This is a genomic window from Stenotrophomonas sp. HMSC10F06 (assembly GCF_001807865.1).
GTDB classification, from domain to species: Bacteria; Pseudomonadota; Gammaproteobacteria; order Xanthomonadales; family Xanthomonadaceae; genus Stenotrophomonas; species Stenotrophomonas bentonitica_A.
The window spans coordinates 50,794-71,556 of record NZ_KV791288.1 but is presented as its reverse complement, the minus strand read 5'-3'; the positions used below and the strand labels follow the sequence as shown (position 1 = coordinate 71,556).

General features: G+C 67.4%; 14 protein-coding genes. 7 read left to right on the top strand and 7 right to left on the bottom strand.

Annotation, left to right across the window (positions count from 1 at the left end; genetic code table 11):
* Positions 1-978: sigma-54-dependent Fis family transcriptional regulator (locus HMPREF3113_RS11920; protein ID WP_254665284.1), on the top strand; the 978-nt coding region annotated here is incomplete at its 5' end.
* Between the two features lie 19 nt (positions 979-997).
* Here the strand turns inward: HMPREF3113_RS11920 and eda are convergent.
* The gene (eda, locus tag HMPREF3113_RS11915; protein ID WP_019184076.1) at positions 998-1,636 is read right to left on the bottom strand and encodes a bifunctional 4-hydroxy-2-oxoglutarate aldolase/2-dehydro-3-deoxy-phosphogluconate aldolase; all 639 of its coding nucleotides are present in this window, start codon (positions 1,634-1,636) and stop codon (positions 998-1,000) included.
* The gene (locus tag HMPREF3113_RS11910) at positions 1,623-2,639 is read right to left on the bottom strand and encodes a sugar kinase (protein WP_083298789.1); all 1,017 of its coding nucleotides are present in this window, start codon (positions 2,637-2,639) and stop codon (positions 1,623-1,625) included. The genes eda and HMPREF3113_RS11910 overlap by 14 nt, the downstream gene beginning before the upstream one ends.
* A 271-nt stretch (positions 2,640-2,910) precedes the next feature.
* Here HMPREF3113_RS11910 and HMPREF3113_RS11905 point away from each other — a divergent pair, with 271 nt between their 5' ends.
* From HMPREF3113_RS11905 to HMPREF3113_RS11895, 3 genes are all read left to right on the top strand, one after another.
* Positions 2,911-5,667: a TonB-dependent receptor gene (locus tag HMPREF3113_RS11905; RefSeq protein ID WP_070472762.1), complete on the top strand. Its 2,757-nt coding sequence runs from the start codon at positions 2,911-2,913 to the stop codon at positions 5,665-5,667.
* A 263-nt stretch (positions 5,668-5,930) separates the two neighbouring features.
* Positions 5,931-9,110 (top strand): TonB-dependent receptor, encoded by a 3,180-nt coding sequence (locus tag HMPREF3113_RS11900; protein ID WP_070472759.1) that lies wholly within the window; start codon positions 5,931-5,933, stop codon positions 9,108-9,110.
* Between the two features lie 151 nt (positions 9,111-9,261).
* Complete coding sequence (locus HMPREF3113_RS11895) at positions 9,262-13,080, top strand: LamG-like jellyroll fold domain-containing protein (RefSeq protein WP_083298788.1); 3,819 nt, start codon at positions 9,262-9,264, stop codon at positions 13,078-13,080.
* A 27-nt stretch (positions 13,081-13,107) separates the two neighbouring features.
* Here the strand turns inward: HMPREF3113_RS11895 and HMPREF3113_RS11890 are convergent, their stop codons facing one another.
* The 5 genes from HMPREF3113_RS11890 to HMPREF3113_RS11870 all read right to left on the bottom strand — a co-directional run bounded on the left by HMPREF3113_RS11890 (position 13,108) and on the right by HMPREF3113_RS11870 (position 18,205).
* A complete protein-coding gene (locus tag HMPREF3113_RS11890; protein WP_070472755.1) occupies positions 13,108-13,947 on the bottom strand; it encodes a PhzF family phenazine biosynthesis protein in 840 nt (279 codons plus the stop codon).
* Positions 13,948-14,027: 80 nt separating this feature from the next.
* The gene (locus HMPREF3113_RS11885; RefSeq protein WP_070472752.1) at positions 14,028-14,618 is read right to left on the bottom strand and encodes a cysteine dioxygenase family protein; all 591 of its coding nucleotides are present in this window, start codon (positions 14,616-14,618) and stop codon (positions 14,028-14,030) included.
* 116 nt (positions 14,619-14,734) lie between these two features.
* Positions 14,735-15,553: a rhamnogalacturonan acetylesterase gene (locus HMPREF3113_RS11880; RefSeq protein WP_083298790.1), complete on the bottom strand. Its 819-nt coding sequence runs from the start codon at positions 15,551-15,553 to the stop codon at positions 14,735-14,737.
* Between the two features lie 44 nt (positions 15,554-15,597).
* Positions 15,598-17,220, bottom strand: coding sequence for a carboxylesterase/lipase family protein (locus HMPREF3113_RS11875; protein WP_070472748.1), 1,623 nt, complete (start codon positions 17,218-17,220; stop codon positions 15,598-15,600).
* Complete coding sequence (locus HMPREF3113_RS11870; RefSeq protein ID WP_070472745.1) at positions 17,213-18,205, bottom strand: alpha/beta hydrolase; 993 nt, start codon at positions 18,203-18,205, stop codon at positions 17,213-17,215. The genes HMPREF3113_RS11875 and HMPREF3113_RS11870 overlap by 8 nt, the downstream gene beginning before the upstream one ends.
* 151 nt (positions 18,206-18,356) lie before the next feature.
* Between HMPREF3113_RS11870 and HMPREF3113_RS11865 the strand changes: the two genes are divergently transcribed.
* From HMPREF3113_RS11865 to HMPREF3113_RS11855, 3 genes are read left to right on the top strand one after another with little or no spacing between them, the layout of a single operon-like run.
* The gene (locus tag HMPREF3113_RS11865) at positions 18,357-19,178 is read left to right on the top strand and encodes a 2-keto-4-pentenoate hydratase (RefSeq protein ID WP_083279831.1); all 822 of its coding nucleotides are present in this window, start codon (positions 18,357-18,359) and stop codon (positions 19,176-19,178) included.
* Between the two features lie 37 nt (positions 19,179-19,215).
* Positions 19,216-20,220, top strand: a complete 1,005-nt coding sequence (locus HMPREF3113_RS11860) for a TRAP transporter substrate-binding protein (protein WP_026069922.1) — start codon at positions 19,216-19,218, stop codon at positions 20,218-20,220.
* A gap of 12 nt (positions 20,221-20,232) precedes the next feature.
* A complete protein-coding gene (locus tag HMPREF3113_RS11855; RefSeq protein ID WP_019184090.1) occupies positions 20,233-20,763 on the top strand; it encodes a TRAP transporter small permease in 531 nt (176 codons plus the stop codon).

Below are 20,763 nucleotides of genomic sequence, written 5' to 3'. Positions count from 1 at the left end.
TCGCCGCTGCCCGCGCGTCCGGCCGCCGCCGCACCCGCGCGTGCCGCCGGGGCAGCGGTGCGGGTGGATGCCAGCCCCCTGTTCGACGCCGCCCAGCAGCAGGTGCTCGAGCGCGCCTGCCGCGTGCTGGACGCGCAGTTGCCGGTGCTGCTGCAGGGCGAGACCGGCACCGGCAAGGAGGTGTTCGCACGCGAACTGCATCGGCGCAGCACGCGTGCCGACAAACCGTTCGTGGCGGTTAACTGCGCGGCGCTGCCGGAAGGGCTGATCGAAGCCGAGCTGTTCGGCTACGAGGAAGGGGCCTTCACCGGTGCGCGCAAGAGCGGCAATACCGGCCTGCTGCGCCAGGCCCAGGGCGGGGTGCTGTTCCTCGATGAGATCGGCGACATGCCGCTGGCGCTGCAGCCGCGGCTGCTGCGCGTGCTGCAGGAGCGCACGCTGTCACCGCTGGGCGGCGGCAAGCCGGTGCAGCTGGATTTCGCCCTGATCTGCGCCACCCACCGCGATCTGGACCAGGCAATGGCCGCCGGTGATTTCCGCAGCGATCTCTACTACCGCATCGCCGATCACAGCGTGCGCCTGCCGGCGCTGCGCGAGCATGGCGACCGTACGGCGCTGGTGCAGGGCCTGTGGCAACGCCTTGGCCAGGGCCGGCAACTGGAGTCCGCCGCGCTGGAGGCGCTGGCCGGGTATGCCTGGCCAGGCAATGTGCGGCAGTTGTGCTCGTGCCTGCGCACGCTGGTGGCGCTGAGCGATCCGGGCGAGGTGATCCTGCATGGGATGCTGCCGGCCTATCTGCACAGGGTGCACGCAGCGGTGATGCCATCCACGGCAGAGGGGCTGGAGGCGATGACCGAAACCGCCATGCGCGATGCGCTGCGCGCCAGCCATGGCAATGTCGCCCAGGCCGCGCGCGCGCTGGGCATCAGTCGCAGCACCCTGTATCGCCGCGTCGGGGCGACGGCCCGCCGCCACTGAGGCGGCAGGCCGTGCGGGCTCAGCCGACCAGCGCGGCCGAATCGCGCGCGAGCTGCTCGATGCCGGCCCAGTCCCTGGCCTGCAGCAGCGCCCGCGTGGTGAGCCACGAACCGCCCACGCACAGCACGTTGGGCAGATGCAGGAAATCGCGCGCGGTCTGCGCGCTGATGCCGCCGGTCGGGCAGAACCGCACATCGCCGAACGGGCCGTTCCATGCCGACAGCATGGCCGCGCCGCCGGCCTGCACCGCCGGGAAGAACTTGAAGGTATCCAGGCCCTGCTCCAGGCCGAGCATCAGCTCCGACGAGGTCGCCACGCCCGGCAGGAACGGCAGATCGGTATCGCGCGCGGCGGCGTACAGGCGCGGGGTCGCGCCCGGCGATACCGCAAAGCGCCCGCCCACCTGCTTGACCTTCTCCATCTGCGCGGCGGTCAACACGGTACCGGCGCCGACCACGGCATCGGGCACGGCCTCGACCATCGCCTGGATCGCCTCCATCGCCATCGGCGTGCGCAGCGTCACTTCGATCACCGGCAGGCCGCCGTTGAACAGGGCACGCGCGACCTCGACCGCATCCTCGACATTTTCCGGGGTGAACACCGGAATCACCGGGGCCAGTTTCAGGACTGCGCGTACGCGCGGATCAGCGCCGGACATCGAATCGCTCCTCGCCCGTGAGGGCCATGACGTCAGCCTCGCTGACAGGGTTGAAATCGCCGGGGATGGAATGCTTCAGGCAGCCTGCGGCGAGGCCGAAACGCACGATCGCGTCCGGCGCGAAGCCGCGCATCATGCCATGCAGGATGCCGGCGGCGAAGGCATCACCGCCGCCGATGCGGTCCACGATGCCGATCATTTCGCGGGTTGGCGCCACCGCGCGGGTGCCATCACGGCCGATCAGCATCGCCCCGAGTGCATGGTTGTCCACGCTGTGCGGGGTGCGCTGGGTGCAGGCCATCCACTGCAACCGCGGGAACGCGGCGAAGGCCTGCGCCGCGGCCGCATCGACGCGCTCACGCACATCGGCCTGCTCGAACGCACCCCCGAGCACCACGCCGATATCGCGGTAGTCAGCGAAGACGAGATCGGCGCAGGCGAACAATTCGCGCAGGATGCCAGGCGCATCGCCCTGCCAGCGCGCCCACAGCGACGGGCGGAAGTTGCCGTCGAAGGACACCTTCACGCCGCGCGCGCACGCCGCACGGGCTGCGGCCAGCGTGGCCTGGGCCATCGCCGGGTTGAGCGCCGGGCTGACCCCGGACAGGTGCAGCCAGTCGGCGCCGGCCAGCAGCGTGTCCCAGTCGTAGTCGGCGGGACTGCTGTTGGCGAAGGCCGAATCGGCGCGGTCGTAGACCACTTCACTGGCACGCTGCACGGCGCCGGTGGTCAGGAAGTACAGGCCCATCCGGCCGTCGGTGCGCCGCACGGCGGTGGTGTCCACGCCGTGGCGGCGCAGCTCGCCCACGGCGTACTCGCCCAGCGGGTTGGCCGGCACCGTGCTGACCGCGGCCACTGCATGCCCCAGATGGGCCAGAGAGACACCGACATTGGCCTCCGCACCCCCGGCGTGCACGGCCAGCTGCGGGCTCTGCAGCAACAGCTCCCGGCCGGGGGCGCTCATGCGCAGCAACAACTCTCCGAAACAGACAACACGACTCATGGTCTTGGATCCTTGTGAGGGCCGCAGACGCCGCAAGGACGCCCAGCAGCAATGGCTAGCGGTGTCATTCTAGCGATGGACGCCGCCCCGTCCACCTGTCCCGAATGTCGGAACCATTGTCCTGCAAGCGTCTGCGGGACATTGAAAGTCTGCTGCGGTGCAAGATGCCGGATCAGTAACGGGCTGTTAACGTCCGCCCTGACCAGCGGTGTCATTGCACTGACATGTCGTTGGATAGCTGTTTCATGTAGCACCTTGGGAGAGGGAAAACATGCAAGTCCAGAACACGCAGAAAAAGACACCGGTTACCTTGCTCGCATTGTCGATCGGCCTGGCGCTGAGTGGTACCGCGCTGGCCCAGGATGCGGGCACCAACCCCACCGACCTGGATACCGTCACCGTCACCGGCTACCGCGCCAGTGTCGAGAAGGCGCTGGACATCAAGCGCGGCGAAGCCGGCGTGGTCGATGCCATCGTCGCCGAGGATATCGGCAAGTTCCCGGATCTGAACCTGGCCGAGTCGCTGCAGCGCATTCCCGGCGTGGTCATCACCCGTGAGGCCGGCGAAGGCCGCAACATCTCGGTGCGCGGCCTGGGCCCGGACTTCACCCGCGTGCGCATCAACGGCATGGAAGCGCTGACCACCGTCGGCGCCGGCGACCAGAGCGGCGGCACCAACCGTGGCCGTGGCTTCGATTTCAACGTGTTCGCCTCGGACCTGTTCTCGCAGTTGATGGTGCGCAAGACCGCCTCGGCGGACGTCGAGGAAGGCTCGCTGGGGGCCACGGTCGACCTGCGCACCGCGCGCCCGTTCGACTATGACGGCTTCACCTTTGCCGCCAGCGGCCAGGCCGGTTACAACGCGATGGCCGAAAAAGCCGACCCGCGCATGGCCGCATTGATTTCCAACACCTTCGCCGACGGCACCTTCGGTGCCTTGTTGTCGGTGGCCTATTCCGAGCGCCAGGCGCTGGAGGAGGGCTCCAACACCGGCCGCTGGGCCAACGGCCCGAGCAACGGCAACTTCAACGCGGCCTCGCCGTTCGCCGCCGCCCGTTCGGCCGACGTCTACCACCCGCGCTTCCCGCGCTACGTGCAGATGGAGCATGAGCAGAAGCGCCTGGGCGTGACCGGCACCCTGCAGTGGAAGCCGAGCGACGCCACCGAGTTCTCGCTGGATGCGCTGTATTCCAAGATCGATGCGACCCGCGACGAACACTACATCGAGGCGATCTCCTTCAGCCGTGGCACCAGCACCACGCCGCGCCTGGTCGGCAAGCCGGCGATGATCGTCAAGAACGGCGCGATCGAAAACAACGCGCTGGTCTACGGCGAATTCGACAATGTCGACATCCGTACCGAAAACCGCCATGACGAGTGGAGCACCGAGTTCAAGCAGCTCAGCCTCAATGGCCAGCACCGCTTTGGCGATGACTTCACCTTGTCCGGCAAGGTCGGCATCTCGCGCTCCAAGCACGAGAACCCGGTCCAGACCACGATCATCATGGACAAGTACGACGTCGACAATTACAGCTACGACTACCGGGGCAACAGCCGCTTCCCGACGCTGAACTACGGCATCGACCCGACCAACCCGGCGGGCTGGGAACTGGCGGAAATCCGCCTGCGCCCGCAGTACGTGGACAATGACTTCGATACCGGCCAGCTCGACTTCAACTGGAACATCAGCCCGGGCTTCCGCCTGAAGGGCGGCGTGCTGGCCAAGGACTACACGTTCAAGACCACCGAACTGCGCCGTGCCAGCGAACTGGCCGTGCCCAACTTCGCCGATGGCACCAAGATCGTGCCGGTGGACATGACCGAGCAGGCCGGCCTGAAGGGCATCAACGGCAGCCCGTCCAACTGGGTGGTGCCGGACCTGAACGCGATTGCCGATCAGTTCGACATCTACAGCAACAGCGGCATCTTCGCCGTCGCCCCGCGCGCCAACAACGTGCGCAGCGTCGAAGAGAAGGACCGTGGTGCCTACCTGATGGGCGAGTTCTCCACCGAACTGGGCAGCCTGCCGCTGTCGGGCAACGTGGGTGTGCGCTACGTGCGCACCAAGCAGAGCTCCACCGGCCTGTCCACGCTGGCCACCGGTACGGTCTCCACCACCGAGAACCGCACCTACAACGACACCCTGCCCTCGTTCAACCTGGTGGCTGAAGTCACCCCGGACTTCCTGATCCGCCTCGGCGCGGCCAAGGTGATGAGCCGCCCGGGCCTGGGCAGCCTGACGCCGGGCGCAACGGTGGCCGTGGCCGGTGGTGCGCGCACCATCTCCAGCGGCAACCCGGACCTGGAGCCGATCCGCGCGACCAACGTCGACCTCGGCTTCGAGTGGTACTTCGCCGAAGGCGCGATGGCCGGCATCGGGCTGTTCTACAAGGACATCGAGAGCTTCGTGCAGACCACCCGCGAAGTGCGTCCGTACTCCGACAGCGGCCTGCCCGCCTCGCTGCTGATCGGCACCGGTGCCTCGCCCGCCGACGACTTCACCTACAGCCGCCCGGTCAACACCCCGGGCGGTGAACTGCACGGCGTGGAAGCCAACTACACCCAGCCGTTCACCTTCCTGCCGGGCAAGTGGTCCAACCTGGGCGTGCAGTTGAACTACACCTGGGTGGAATCGCAGATCCAGTACCTCAACGCGGCCGGCCAGCCGGTGATGAAGACCGACCTGACCGGCCTGTCCAAGTCGTCCTGGAACGCCACGCTGTTCTACGAAGGCAAGGTCTTCTCCGGCCGTGTCTCGGCGACCAACCGCGATGACTACCTGACCCAGGCACCGGGTACGGAAGCCGGCTTCAACCTCGACGGTTACCACGGCATGACCGGCACCACCGTCATCGATGCCTCGATCCGCTACACGATCAGCGACCAGCTCGAACTGAGCCTGGAAGGCATCAACCTGACCAACGAAGCTTCCGACGAGTGGGTCTACTCGCCGGCCACCGGTCGGCTGCCGCTGCAGTACACCGAAACCGGCCGCCAGTTCCTGCTCGGCGTGCGCTACAAGTTCTGATTCAACGGCAGTACCCGCCGGCGGCGTGAGTGATCACGCCGCCGGCTGCGCGCGCGCCGCCATCGTTGCCATCCCACGACTCTCACCAGCGAATGCACGCTGCTGCGGCGCAAGATGCCGCCGCGTGAAGGGTTTGTTACGTTTCGGATGACCAGCGGTGTCACCGCGGCAATGCGCGCTGGACGCTCCGGGGGAGGCCGGACGTCATGACTCATCAACATCACGGTCGCATGGCGGCGAACCCTGGGAGGGGCTTACACACGATGGAACGACTCGACACCCGCAAAAAGACACCGGTTACCTTGCTCGCAGTATCGGTCGCCTTGGCGTTGCAGGGCGTGGCTGGCATCGCCGCGGCACAGCAGACGCCGGAACAGGCCGCGTCACTCAACGCGGTCGATCTGGACAAGGTGGAGGTCAAGGCGACCTACCGCGAAAGCCTGCAGCAGTCGCTGGATGAAAAGCGCTACAGCGTCGAGCAGGTCGATGCGATCTACGCTGAAGACATCGGCAAGTTCCCGGATCTGAACCTGGCCGAGTCGATGCAGCGCATCGCCGGCGTCTCGATCGACCGTGAAGGCGGCGAAGGCCAGCAGATTTCCGTGCGCGGCCTGGGCTCGGACTTCACCCGCGTGCGCATCAACGGCCTGGAAGCGCTGTCCACCGCAGGCAGCGGCACCACCGGCGTCAACCGCAGCCGCGGCTTCGACTTCAATACCTTCGCCTCGGAGCTGTTCAGCCGGGTCAAGATCAACAAGACCCAGTCGGCGCAGACCGATGAGGGCTCTCTCGGCGCCACTGTCGACCTGCGCGGCTCGCGCCCGTTCGATTTCGAGGGCTTCCAGGCCTCGCTCGGCGGCCAGTACGGCTTCAACGAACTCTCCAGGAACAAGGACCCGCGCATCTCCGGGCTGATCAGCAACACCTGGGCCGACGGCCGGGTCGGCGCGCTGATGTCGGTGGCCTACAGCAAGCGCACCATCTTCGAAGAAGGCTACAACCCGGTCCGCTGGGAGCACGGCAACTACCGCAACTCCAACCAGAGCACCGCGGCCAACAACGGCACCTATGGCTTCTGCAGCCCGGCCGGCTACGACCCGCAGACCCCGCGCAACCCGCTGGCCAATGAAACCGCCGCCGGTGTCGGCAGCGCCGCCAACCAGGCGCGCAGCAACGGCTGGGGCAGCTACGGCATCGATGCGACCCACTGCGGCCCCGGCCTGGATCGCCCGGCCGCGACCGCCGAGAACATCGCCGCCTACGAGACCGCGACCAACGCCTGGATCCCGCGTTACCCGCGTTATATCCGCACCGAACATGAGATCGAGCGCCTGGGTGTCACCGGCGCAGTGCAGTTCAAGGTCAGCGACGACACGCAGTTGAACCTGGACATGCTGTACTCCAAGCTCGACAAGAACGTGCGCGAAGACTCCATCGGCGCCAACCTGCATCGCACCGCGCAGTACGGCGGCAAGACCCAGATCGTGGTCCGCGAAGCGCATGCCGATGAGCAGAACCGCCTGACCTACGGCGTGTTCGACAACGTCGACTTCCGCACCGAATCCACCGCCATCGAAGAAAGCACCGAGTTCAAGCAGTTCAGCCTGAACCTGGAGCATCGCTTCAATGATGCGGTGCGCCTGGATGCCGTGGTCGGCCACTCCGAGTCGAACTATGAGCGGCCGGTCTTCTCGATGGTCAGCTTCGACAACAGCAACCTGGACGGCTTCGTGCTGGACATGCGCAACGGCAAGGTGCCGGCGATGTCCTTCCCGTTCGATCTCAACGCCGTGGACAACTGGAAGTGGCTCGGCTACGGCAGCACGCCGGTCAACGCCAACGGCACCGCGCGTGGCGGCAACATCAGCGAAGTGCGCTTGAATCCGCAGTACGTCGACAACGCCTTCGACACGGCCAAGGTCGATCTGACCTTCGATATCAGCCCCACCTTCACCCTGCGCGGCGGTCTGGCCTTCAAAGACTACGACATGAGCACGCAGGAGTTCCGCAACATCAGTTACGGGCGCCTGTCGCAGGCACTGCCGGCCGGCGTCACCGTGGGTGACCTGAGCGATACGCTGAGCGGCTTCGGCAAGGGCATGGACGGCAACCTGCCCAACAGCTGGCTGGTGCCGGACTTCAACCAGATCGCCAAGCTGCTGGACATCTACTGCAACTGCGACACCGGTACCCTGGGCGGCGACTACCGCCTGGCCAGCGTGGGCCACTTCGGCGCGTCCAACAACAACTTCGACGTCAACGAGAAGAGCTACGGCAGCTACCTGCAGCTCGACTTCAACACCGATCTGCTGGGTCGTGCGTTCCGTGGCAACCTCGGCGTGCGCTATGTGCAGACGCGGATCACCGCCGATGGCTATGCGCCGTGCACCGCGGCCAATGCGACCGATCTGTCTTCGGCCTGCGCGCCGTTCTTCGGCGTGGCCAGCGCCACCGCCGATCCCGGCGAGCGCCTGCAGGTCGCCACCCGGGTCGGCCACAAGTACGACGACTGGCTGCCCTCGCTGAACCTGGCCTGGGACCTGAGCGATACCTTCGTGCTGCGCTTCGGCGCGGCCAAGACCATGGCCCGCCCGACCCTGTCCAACCTGTCGCCCAGCGTCAGCGGGGGACCTACCGCGTACTTCGATGACGACCGCAGCTACTCGATCAACCTGGGCAACCCCAAGCTCGATCCGTTCCGCTCGACCAACTACGACCTGAGCGCGGAGTGGTACTTCGAGGAAGGGGCGCTGCTGTCGGCGGCACTGTTCTACAAGGACATCGACAGCTACGTGCAGCGCACGCGCCTGCTCACCACCTGGGCGGACATGGGCTACTCGCTGGACCTGCTGCCGACCGGCTTCAGCCCGGACACCGTGTTCAACGTGCAGAGCTACTTCAACACCCCGGGCGGCCCGCTCAAGGGCTATGAAGTGTCCTACCAGCAGCCTTTCAGCTTCCTGCCCGGCTTCTGGAAGAACTTCGGCGTGCAGCTGAACTACACGCACGTCGAGTCGAAGATCAAATACATGTTCAGCTCGGGCACCGGTAGCACGATCGTCACCACCTACACCGAGAACGACCTGCTGAACCTCTCGCCGAGCTCGTACAACGCCACCCTGTACTACGACGACGGCCGCTTCAGCGCCCGCGTCTCCACCAGCTACCGCGACGCGTACATCAGCACGATCCTCTCGCAGGAGAACGTGTGGGACCTGGACGGCAACCAGTTCGCCACCGCCGACGTGCAGGGCAAGTACAGCGTGGAGAACGTGGACTTCAACATGTCCTACAAGGTCAACAAGAACCTCTCGCTGACCTTCGAGGCGATCAACCTGCTCGACACCGCCGACGAGCGCTACGTCGATTCAGCGCTGTCGCTGCCGGATCGCTACACCCATACGGGCCGCCAGTACTACCTCGGCCTGCGTTACAAGTTCTGACCGTGCTGCGTCTTCCGCCACAGGTATCGCGCCCGCTTGCATCCTTCTCTCCGGGATGGCGGGCGCGGTGCCGGGGCGGGAGGCCACCGTGAGCGGCTGACCCCCGCTGCTGGTTCCGCTGTACTGTTTCTGCTGTCGAAAGGAAGGTCTCATGCATCGCGTTGTCGCCGCCTCGATCCGCCCCTCCCGCCTGTCCGCCAGCCTGCTGGCGCTGCTGCTTGCGGGCAGTGGCACCGCCTGGGCGCAGACCGCGCCCCAGCTGCTGTTCCACGTGTCGGCCGACCAGGGCCTGCAGGCCGATACCGCCGCGGGCGACCCGGTTCCCAACTTCGTGGACAAGGTGAAGCGGGTTCCCGACGGGGCGCATGGCAGTGCGATCGAATGGGCCGATGACGGCGTGCTGTCGTGGAATGCCCCCGGCAACATCCAGGCCCAACGCGGTACGCTGGGCTTCTTCTGGCGTTCGCGCTACGCGGTGGGTGAAGCACCGTTCGTGATCTTCCGGGTTGGTTATGCCGACCACAGCAGCTGGGACATGGCCTGGCTGCGCATCGACTGGAACGGCCACGGCTTCGATGCCTTCGTCACCGATGCCAACCTGGCGCGCACCCGCGTGTCGTTCAAGCTCGACCAGAACCCCTCGCCGCAGCAGTGGCAGCACATCGCCTTCGGCTGGGACGAAAACCACGGCGTGCGCCTGTACGTGGACGGCAAAGAGGTTGCCCGCCAGGAGACCACCGCCGACTACGACGCCGCACTCGATCAGCTCGGCCTGGCCGGACGCGTGATGGCGCCCTACCAGGTGCAGAGCCGCTACAACTTCCTGCGTGGCAGCGATTTCGACGAGATCCGCGTCTACGACCGTCTGCTCGATCCGGCCGGCATGGCCGCACTGGCCCGGAATGCTGCCCCGACCACGGCCGTGGCCGCGCCTGACCCGATGCGCGCCTGGCGCCATCGCCATGGGTGGGAGGCCACGCCGCCGCCGGCATTGAGTGCCCCGACCACCACGATCCGCAAAATCGAATTCGCCGATACCAAGGACCACAAGCAGTGGATGTGGAAGGCGACCGACGGCATCGCCGAGACCACCTGGCCGGGCGTCTACAACCGCTCGCGGCTGGCCGGACGGGATGATTACTTCCAGCTGCCGGACTGGAATACCTATGTCGAGGGTGGCCAGCAGCTCGACCTGACCCTGCCGGCCGGTGAAACCGTCAACCGCATCGAAGTGCGCGGTGCAGCGTTTGGCGGGCTCAGCCACAGCGTGGACGGCCAGCCGGCACAGACCCTGTTCCAGCGCCCGCAGGGCGTGGTCCGCAGCGTCAACAGCATTCCAGCCCAGGACGGCGGCGTGCTGCACTTCCGCAATACCGCGCAGGAAACCCCGATCCAGGAAATCTGGGCCTACCAGGTCAGCGACGCCGCCGAGCCGGAGGGTACGGTCAAGCAGCGCTACCTGATCGACAGCCAGGCGCTGCCGGATTACACCAACATCGCCGCACTGCGCGAGTACATCGACGGCCGCTACCCGGCGGCCGAACGCAGCACGGTGATGGCGCTGCCCAAGGGCGCCGGCTCGCGCAAGCGCACGGCCGACACGCTGCCCGCGCAGCCGATGCCGATCGTGCACGTGCTGATTCCCTCCGGCGTGAGCGACGCGCCGGCCGCGCAGCCGCTGATCCGCAGCTGGGCACACAGCTGGGAGAACATGCATGACGGCCTGGATGGCATCGCCATCGATCTGCCCAAGCTGGATCTGCCGGCCACGCAGGACGGCCTGATCCCGCTCAACATCCGCATCAAGGACCCGATCTGGCCGGCGCGCGACATGATCGACGTGTCGGTCTCGGTCAAGCCGGGCCAGAAGCGCACCCTGTGGCTGGACCTGCGCGATCGCATCCTGACCGCCGACAGCCTGTGGATCTCCATCGCCTCTGCGGCGCCCGGCTTCAATGCGACCTCGCTGGATGGTGCGGAAATCCGCATGGTCTACAAGGACCGCGAGGAGGCGAAGAAGGAACACATCGCCGACCGCTTCAATCAGGTACGCGACAACTGGGGCTTCCTGGTCGAAGAGCACACCACCTCCAAGCGCCAGCGCCTGTATGCGCGCGTCTATGCCGACCTCAGCGATCTGCTGCGCGTCGATCCGGACCACGAACTGGGCCGGCTGTACTGGAACTACATCAGCTACAACAGCCAGGGCAAACCGCCGTTCACCCAGCCCGACGCGCCCAAGGGCGTACCGCTGTGGGCCTTCCGCCAGACCGAAGACCTCAAGTACGTACGCCGCTTCATCGACTGGTGGATCGACAACCGCCAGATTGCGTACGGGGATTTCGGCGGGGGCATTTCCGATGATTCCGATCTCACCCAGCAGTGGCCGGGCCTGGCCCTGATGGGCGTGCAGCCGGACAAGCTCAATGCCTCGCTGACCGCGCTGTCCGATGCGGTGTACCGCAATGGCATGTTCAGCAATGGCTTGAGCACCATCGAGACCGACGAGCTGCATGCCTACGAGGAAGGCATCAACACCAACAGCGCGATGCTCTACCTCAACTGGGGTGATCCGCTCACCGTCGAGCGCCTGATGGAAACGGTGAAGGCCTTCGATGAACGCATCATCCTGCCCAATCCGCAGGGGCATCTGCTGTTCTCCAGCAACTGGTTCGGCGGCAACAAGGTCTACCGCGAGCCGAACTGGCAGTGGCAGAAACCGTACTCCTTCCCGGTGCTGCACCCGGCGTTCCTGATCGGGCAGTACAACGCCGACCCGACTGGCCGAAAGCTGGTCACCGGCCTGGCCGACAGCTACCTGGCCCACGCCTACACCGACGACAAGGGGCGCTGGGCGCTGCCGAACGAGATCCACTGGGCGACCGGCAAGACCCGCGGCGGCGAGCTCAACAACGGCTCGGGCAGCGGCGACATCATGCACACCTTCTGGGCGGCATGGCGCTGGACCGGCGATGACAAGTACCTCAAGGCGCTGGACTACCGCGTGGAGCGCGGTGGCCCGGGTGCCTTGTCCAACCTGGGCGAGAACTACGTCGAGGCGCTGGGCCGCGGTGCCGAGTGGAACCCGCGCTTCATCAGCGATGCCGACGGTGGCAACACCGGCTTCTCCAGTCTGATGGCGTGGCAGGCCACCGGCGACAAGAAGTACCTGGAGGCATTGCACGCTGATGGCATCCAGGCCAAGGCCCAGCGCGAGTACATGAACACCGAAGGCCACTGGTGGTCCGACCGTGTCGAGGCGCCGAGCGAGTTCCTGCAGCGCGCGCGGTTGGGCGGTATCGCGCTCAAGCGCAACCAGAGCTGGCCCGGCCACACCGTGAGCTGGCGCTTCGCCCAGCCGGACGCGGCCGAACAGGTGGCGCTGCTGGTGCACGCGCCTTCGCCGGACCGCTTCAAGGTGATCGCCTACAACCTGGGCACGCGCGCGGTGGACGCGGAGATGAGCACCTGGAACGTCACCGCCGGGCAATGGCGGATGACCAGCGGCGTGGACCGCGACGGCGATGACCGGATCGACGGCAAGGCGACGACGCGCGATCTGGCGCTGGAACGCAGTGCCTCGACCACGCTGCGCTTCGCGCCGGGGCAGAGCCAGGTGTTCGAGTTCGAGCTGGTGCAGGCCGGCACGCCGGTCGAGCAGCGGGCCGACCTGGGCATCGGGCGCGGCGATGTGCGCGTGGACGGGCAGCAGCTGCACGTGACCGTGCACAGCCTGGGCCACGTCGCGACCAGCGTGGGCGTGGCGGTGCTGGAAGATGCCAAGGGCCGTGAGCTTGCCCGGGTGGAGATTCCCAGCCTGCCCGCGCCGAGCGATCTGGTGCCGAAAACCACCACGATCAGCCTGCCGCTGCCGGCCGGGGATCACCGTGGGCTGCGCGTGCGTGTCATGCAGGCCGATGGCGCCGCCGAGGTGACCCAGCGCAACAACCTGGTGGTGCTGGACCGGTAGTGCCATGCCATGCATGGCAGCGACGGATCACAGCGTGACCTGCCCCTCGATGCAGGTCACGCAGTCCCCGCCGATCCACAGTGCTTCGCCCACGCGTTCTACCCGCAGCCGTCCAGCACGGCCCATCGCGGTGCCCTGGCTGATCACATAGCGCTCCGGCGCCTCGCCGGTGCTCAGCAGCCAGCGCGCGATGCCGGCATTGAGGCTGCCGGTGGCCGGGTCCTCCGGTGCGCCGTCACCGGCAATGAAGGCGCGGCTTTCGTACTGGGCCTCGTCGCCATCGCTGGCCTGCCACGGCCCGAACACGCCGACCTTCAGCCCCTGCAGCTGCGCGTAGTCCGGCTGGATCGCCAGCACCGCGGCGCGGTCACGCAGGCGCAGGGCCAGCCAGCCGGTGCCGTTGTCCGCCCAGCGCGCGTCCACCACGTCCTCCGCCGCCACGCCGAGCCCGCGCCGCACCTGTTCGCGCAGGTCCGGTGCCAATGCCTCGCCCCGCAGCAGTGGCGGCGCCAGGAATGCCAGGCCCGCCTCGCTGCGACGGATCCGCACCAGGCCGATGCCGCACTCCTGCACGATCTCTTCGTCCTTGGGCACGCCGCCATGGGCCAGCCAGGCATGACAGCTGCCCAGGGTGGGATGCCCGGCGAACGGGAGTTCTTCCAGCGTGGTGAAGATGCGCACGCGATAGTCTGCCTGCGGATCGGTAGGCGGCAGCAGGAAGGTGGTCTCGCTCAGGTTGGTCCAGTGCGCGAACGCGGCCATGCGCGCCGCGTCGATGCCTTGGGCGTCCAGAACCACGGCAAGCGGATTGCCCCGCAGGGGATCCTGGCTGAACACATTGACCTGTTGGAACGGCAGCGTAGGCATGGCGGAACGTCGGTAACCGGGTGCAACGCGCATGATGCGCGCCACCGCGGCGTCGGGTCGAGCGGTGCGCCCGTCGCGCCCTAGGCCGCGTCGGTTTCCATCACCTGCACGCGGCGCTGGTACCAGCCATCGGCCTCGGGTTCGAAGATGGCACTACGGGTCATCTTGCCCTGGTAGACGTGCACCGAGATCGCCAGCTCCGCATCGCTGGTATTGCGGATGGTGTGGTACTCGTGCGGCGGGATCAGGCTGCCGGCACTGCCACAGTCGCCCACCACGGCCGCTTCGGGGCGGAAGCTGAACCGCTCGCCATCACGCTCCAGCAGCTGGTATTGGGTGATTTCCAGCTGGCCCAGCCACACGCCCTCCACGCACCACAGCCCGCTGTGGTCGTGCAGCGGCGTGCCCTGCCCCGGCCCCCAGCTCATCGCCACGATGCTGTAGCCGTGCACGGGGCTGCGGTACAGCTCGCGGCGCGCGTAGTGGTCCTGGATTGGGCGATGCACGCAGGCCGGCAGCTGGATGCGGCTGTCGGCGATCGCCTCACGCAACGCCGAGCGCAGCGTGGTGGCGATCTGGTGCGCGTGCTCGTGCTGCACCGCATGGTCGACCGCGGCGATCAATCGATCGCGGCCATGGAACGGCGGAAACGGGTTGCATTGGTCTTGCATGCCCCGAGTCTAGGCGATCCGGGTGAACAACGTGTTTGACCTGGATCACATCCGTTTGCCCCACGATCTCCGACATACCCCGCCATTCGAAAGAAATAGTCGGACTTGCCTATTGATCAGGGAATCAGCAGCGTCCGCAACGAGGGAACCTGACGGGCAAGTTCCTCGGTGACCAGTGTGGCGAACAGCGCCGCGCCGTCCGGGCCCAGATGGGTGTAATCAAAGGCGACCTTGGCCTGCCCCATGGGCTCGGTGGCGGCGTTGTTCTGCGCGACAGGTGCGCCAGCGACGGGCGCTGCACCCACCGTCGTACCGCCCAGCGCCGCACTCACCTGCGCAGGCGTGGCGGCCGCCTGTGCCAGCGGCATCGAGGCTACCGGCCCAAGCGCCTGCACCACCGCGCGGCTGCGTGCGTGGAGGTCGACCAGCGGCACCTCCAGTTCCCGCGCAACAGTGCGCACGGCCTCGGCCCACGGGGCCAGATCATCGATCAGCACGCCGTCGGCGAACTGGCGGCGGGTCAACGGGGTCAGCAGCACCGGCTGTGCACCGGTGGCGCGGACCTCGCGCACGTAGCGGCGCAGATTGTCCGGGAACTCGCGCTGCAGATCGGTGGAGCGGCCCGGCTTGCCTGGCTGGTCGTTGTGGCCGAACTGGATCAGTACCCAGGTCTGCGCATAGCCCGGCATGCGCATCTCCGCCTCGGCCAGCGCCCACGAGCCTTCGGCACGGTAGTTGTAGGTGCTGCGGCCGCCGCGGGCGAGGTTGGTGCAGGTCAGGAACGAGGTCACGTGCCGTGCGCAGAACGCCGGCCCCCAGCCGCCCTGCACGGCCGTGGTGGAATCGCCGACCAGCACGATCTTGCTGGCGCGGATCGGGGTCGGTGCCGGGCGGTCCATCACCGCCGGATCCACGGCGGCCTGCGCCGCGCTCATCAGGGCGAACAGTGCGCTGCCGAGCAGCCAGGACGTACACCGCATCAGAATGTGCCTCGTTGGATGAAGGGGGCCTGCTGATAGAGACGACGCTCGCCACCGCGCGGGTCGTCGGCCTGCTGTGAGGTGGCATCGAACAGCATCGTTTCGCGGCGGGCGAGCGAATAGGTCTGCCAGCGTGGCAGTCCGCCATGATTCGGATCGCCATGGCGGGCGAAGGCGATCAAGGCCTCGCTCATCGTGGCCGCCACGCGGCTGGCTTCCTCGCCGTTGCCGGTGCGCGAACCGGGGCGGTCGATGTTGTCGAACACCAGCGGGATATCCAGGGTGTGGAACGCACCGAACCTGCCGCCGTCCAGCGGCGAGCCCCAATCGAGTTGATAGGCCCAGGTGGGTGCGCCCTGGCGTGCACGCGCCTCCAGTTCCTCCACCGCACCGCGCCATGAACGACCGGCGGTGGTGGCGGCGAAGAACACCTCCGAAGGCGTGTAGTGCGGATACAGGCGGCGGTACTCGGCGATCACCACCGAGGGCAGCAGGTCCACGTATTGCTCTTTTTCCAGCTTGGCCGGCAGCGTCTCCCAGGTCAGGGCGAAGTTGGCCGGATCGTTGCCGAGGAAGGCGCGGGTTTCATCGTGGGTGTTGCCGATCATCATCGGGATTCCGGCGGACTGTGCCGGCGCCTCCGGCCAGAACGGATGCACCGGCAGCGAGCGACCGTCCAGCACGGGGCCCACGTACAGGCTGCTGTTCTCCACGCGCGAGGGATCGCGTGCACGGGTGGCGGCCAGCAGCGCTTCCATCGGCATCGTGCGCAGCGCCTCGGCATCGGCCGCCCCCACGGCCTGCATCGCGATCTGCGCGCGCTGGGTGGCCGCACGCGGGCCGGCAGCGGTGACCTGCTGCCCGCTCATCGTCCACGCGCGCTGGAACAGGCCGCGCGCGGCCGGCATCGCCATCAGCGTGGCGATCTTCGCCCCGCCACCGGATTGGCCGACCACGGTAATGTTGCCCGCATCGCCACCGAACTCCGGCGCGTGCTGGCGTACCCACTGCAGCGCCTGGACCAGATCGAGCTGGCCGACATTGCCCGAATCGGCGAAGCGCGCATCGCCCAGCTGCGCCAGGTACAGGTAACCGAACACGTTGAGCCGATGGTTGACCGTGACCACGACCACGTCACCACGCCGGCACAACGCGCTGCCGTCATACAGCGGGTCGCTGCCCGAGCCGTTGTTGTAGGCACCGCCATGGATATAGAACACGATCGGCCGCGTGCCGCCGTCGCGCAGCGCCGGGGTCCACACGTTGAGAAACAGGCAGTCCTCGCTGCCCGGCCCTTCGTTACCGCCCTGCGGCGCGGCATTGCCGTACGCCAGTGCATCACGCACGCCACGCCAGGCCGATTCCTGCACGGCCGGCTGGAAGCGCCGGGGCGCGGTATCGGCGCCGTAGGGAATGCCGCGGAACACATTCACGCCCTGCTCGAGCTGCCCGCGCAGGCGCCCGCTGCGTACACGCGCCAGCGGCGCGGCATCGTGGCGCGGGCCGGGCACCCCGGCAAAGGCCGGCAACAGCGGCAGGCTGGTAGCACCGAGCATGAGTGCGTAGCGCGCACTGTCGCGCAGGAAACGACGCCGTTGAAGATCGGCGGGGGTATCAGTCATGGCGCGCGGGCTCCGTGTGGCGCGAAGGGATCCAGCGCAGGGCCAGCTCGGACCACTGCGCAACGGTCAAACCGGGCGGGATGCGCACGCCGAAGCCGTGGCCGCCGAACGGGAACAGATGTATTTCGGTGGTGACGCCGGCGCGCCGCAGCGCCTGGTAATACACCAGGCTGTTGTCGACCGAGACCACGGTGTCGTCCTGCGCATGCACCAGGAAGGTCGGCGGCGTATCGGTGCGGACCTGCTCCTGCATCGAGAACCGCGCCTGCAGCGCGGCATCGGGGTGCGGGCCAAGCAGGCGCGCACGCGAGCCGGTATGCGCGTGCGCGCCCATGTCGATCACCGGGTAGATCAGCAAAGCGACATCCGGGCGTGCGCTGAGCGCATCGATGGCATCGCGATGGGGATAGACCGGTGCATCGAAGCCATTGCTCAGCCGTGCCGCGACGTGGCCGCCGGCCGAAAAACCCATTACCCCGACGCGCTGCGGATCGATCTGCCAGCGCGAAGCATCCGCGCGGATCACCCGCATCGCGCGCTGCGCATCGGCCAGGGCGGCCTGGCGATCACTGCGGCCGGCGGGCAGCCGGTAGCGCAGCACGAACAGGGTCACCCCGCCCTGCTCGACGAACGCCGGCACCAGGGCAGTGCCTTCCTTGTCGAGCACGACGCGCTGGTAGCCGCCGCCGGGCACCACCAGCAGCGCGCTGCCGTTCGGGCGCGGTGGCCAGTACACCACCAGGTAGGGCGCACTGACGTTGTCGATGTAGCGATCCGGCAGGGCGGGATCATGGCTGCGCTCCACCACGTTGGGCACGCTGGCCGGGCCGGCTTCGCCCGGCACCTCGCCCGCCGGCCACAACGCGATCCGGTCCGCCGCGCCAGCGGCCGGCTCGGTGCCCGGCACGGCATGCTCGGCTGCGCGCGCGAGGCCGCAGGCCAGCAGCAGGAAAGGCAACAATGACAACACTAGGGGGCGGCGCATCGGCGGACGTCCTTCCGGCAGGGGAACAGGCATCGTGCCTGACCGGCAGCCGTTCTGATGCGCTGCACATTGCCAATGACACCGGTTTACCATATACAGCACATCCAACCGCTGTCGATTGGCAGTGCAACAATTTTTCCGGGAGACCCGCTTGAGCAACGACCACGGCAAACAGGACCTGCCCGACCAGGGGTTGGGCGAGATCGCCCGGCACTTCGTCAGCGCCCGCCAACACGGCCAATCCCTGCCGGATTTCCCGGGCACCATCCCGGAAGACCTCGTCACCGCCTATCAGGTACAGGACCAGGCCATCGCGCTGTGGGACGACCAGGTGGTCGGCTGGAAGGTGGGCTACATCGCCGCCGAGCGCCGCGATGTCTCCGGCGACGATCGGCTGCTGGGCCCGATCTTCTCGCGTCAACTCTGGAATGCTACCGGTGGAACAGTAGAGATTCCGGTGTTCGTCGGGGGCTTCGGCGCGGTCGAGGCCGAGTACGTGATCCAGCTGCAGGAAGACGCCCCGGCGGACAAGCTGCAGTGGACTCCGGAAGAAGCCGAGGCCCTGGCCGCCAAGCTCTTCATCGGCGTTGAAGTGGCCAGCAGCCCGCTGGCGACCATCAACAAGCTCGGCCCGCGCGTGGTGGTGTCGGACTTCGGCAACAACAATGGCCTGGTGCTGGGCCCGGAAATCCCGGACTGGACCCGCCTGGACGATGCCGACCTGCGTGCGGAAACCCGCATCGAGGGCGAGGTGGTCGGCACCGGTGGCGCGACCCTGCTGCCCGGTGGCCTGCGTACCGCCTATGCCTTCGCCCTGGGCCGCTCGGCGCAGCGTGGGCGGCCGTTGAAGGCCGGCGACCTGATCGCCAGTGGCAACGCTACCGGCATCCACGATATCGCCGTGGGCCAGCAAGCATTGATCCGTTTCGTCGGCTACGGCGACATTACCTGCAAGGCCATCGCCGCCGGGTAACCGCGCGGACATGGCGAGCACGCTTGGGAGGGCGCAGATGTTCACTCGCAGAAGTTTCCTGGCCACCAGTCTGGGCGCGCTTGCCGCGCCCGCGCTGACGGCTTGTTCGCGGTCGTCCAACGCCGCACCGGCTGGTGCGCAGTTGCTGACCGCCACCGACGTCCACGTCGCCGACTACCCCACCGTCACGGCGGTGAAATGGATCGGGAAGACGCTGGAAGAAAAAACCGGCGGCCGGCTGCGCCTGCGCCAGTACCACTCCGGCCAGCTCGGCCGCGAGTCCGAGGCGATCGACATGGCCCGCTTCGGCGCCATCGACATCACCCGCGTCTACTCCGGCGCGCTCAACAACGCATTTCCGCTGACCCAGGGCCTGTGCCTGCCGTATGTGTTCGAGTCGGTGGCGCACATGCGCCGCGCCCTCGATGGTGGCGTTGCCGATACGGTCCTGCAGGGCTTTGAAACCCGCGATCTGGTCGGCCTGGCCATCTACGATTCCGGCGCGCGCTGCTTCTACAACACCAAGCATCCGATCGTGGAACCCAAGGACCTGCACGGCCTGAAGCTGCGCGTGGCGTCTTCGGACATCTTCATCCAGCTGATGCGCCTGCTCGGTGCCAACCCGACCCCGATGTCGCTGGGCGATACCTTCTCGGGCATGGAAACGCACATGATCGACGGTGCGGAAAACAACATGCGCAGCTTCCACTCCAGCCGCCACTTCGAGGCCGCGCACTACTGGTCGCAGAGCGATCATTCCTACGCGCCGGACGTGCTGCTGATGTCGCGCCAGAGCTTCGATGCGCTGAGTCCGGCCGACCGCACCCTGGTGATCGAGACCGCACGCGAGTCGGTGCAGGTGATGCGCGAGCAGTGGGATGCCTCGGAAAACACCGCCCGCCAGGCCGTGGCCGACTTCGGCATCAAATTCAACGAGGTCGACATGCCGGCCTTCCGCAAGGCCGCCGACCCGCTGCTGCAGCGATACCTGCAGCAGCCGGAGCTGGCCGCCCTCACCCGTCGCATCCGCGACTTCGCCTGAGGCCCCGACGCGATGTCCGACTCGACTTCCGAAACCGTCATCACCCCGACCGCGCCGCAGCGCCTGCTCAACGTCATCGCCGATGTGGCGATCTACATTGCCGTCATCGCCCTGCTGGGCCTGGTGGTGGTGCAGGGCTGGCAGGTGTTCGCCCGCTATGTGATCAATGATTCGCCCAGCTGGACCGAGCCGGTCACGCTGCTGCTGCTCGCCACCGCGATGAGCCTGGGCGCGGCCACCGGCGTGCATACCCGCCGCCATTTCGGCTTCTTCCTGCTCGCCGCGCACATGGGCCCGGGCCTGCGCCGCGCGGTCGATGTGTTCGCCGCGCTGGTGGTGGCCGTGCTGGGCGTGGTCATCGCCTGGTGGGCGGCCGTGCTGCTGATGGACGGCCTGGACATCAAGGCCGCCGGCGCCAACCTGCCGCAGAGCATCAACTACCTGCCCCTGTCGATCGGTGGCGCCTTGATGGCGATCTTCGCCGTGAACCAGATGGCGCTGGCTGTACGGCCGGCCGATGCCGTTGCCGAGGGAGATCGCTGA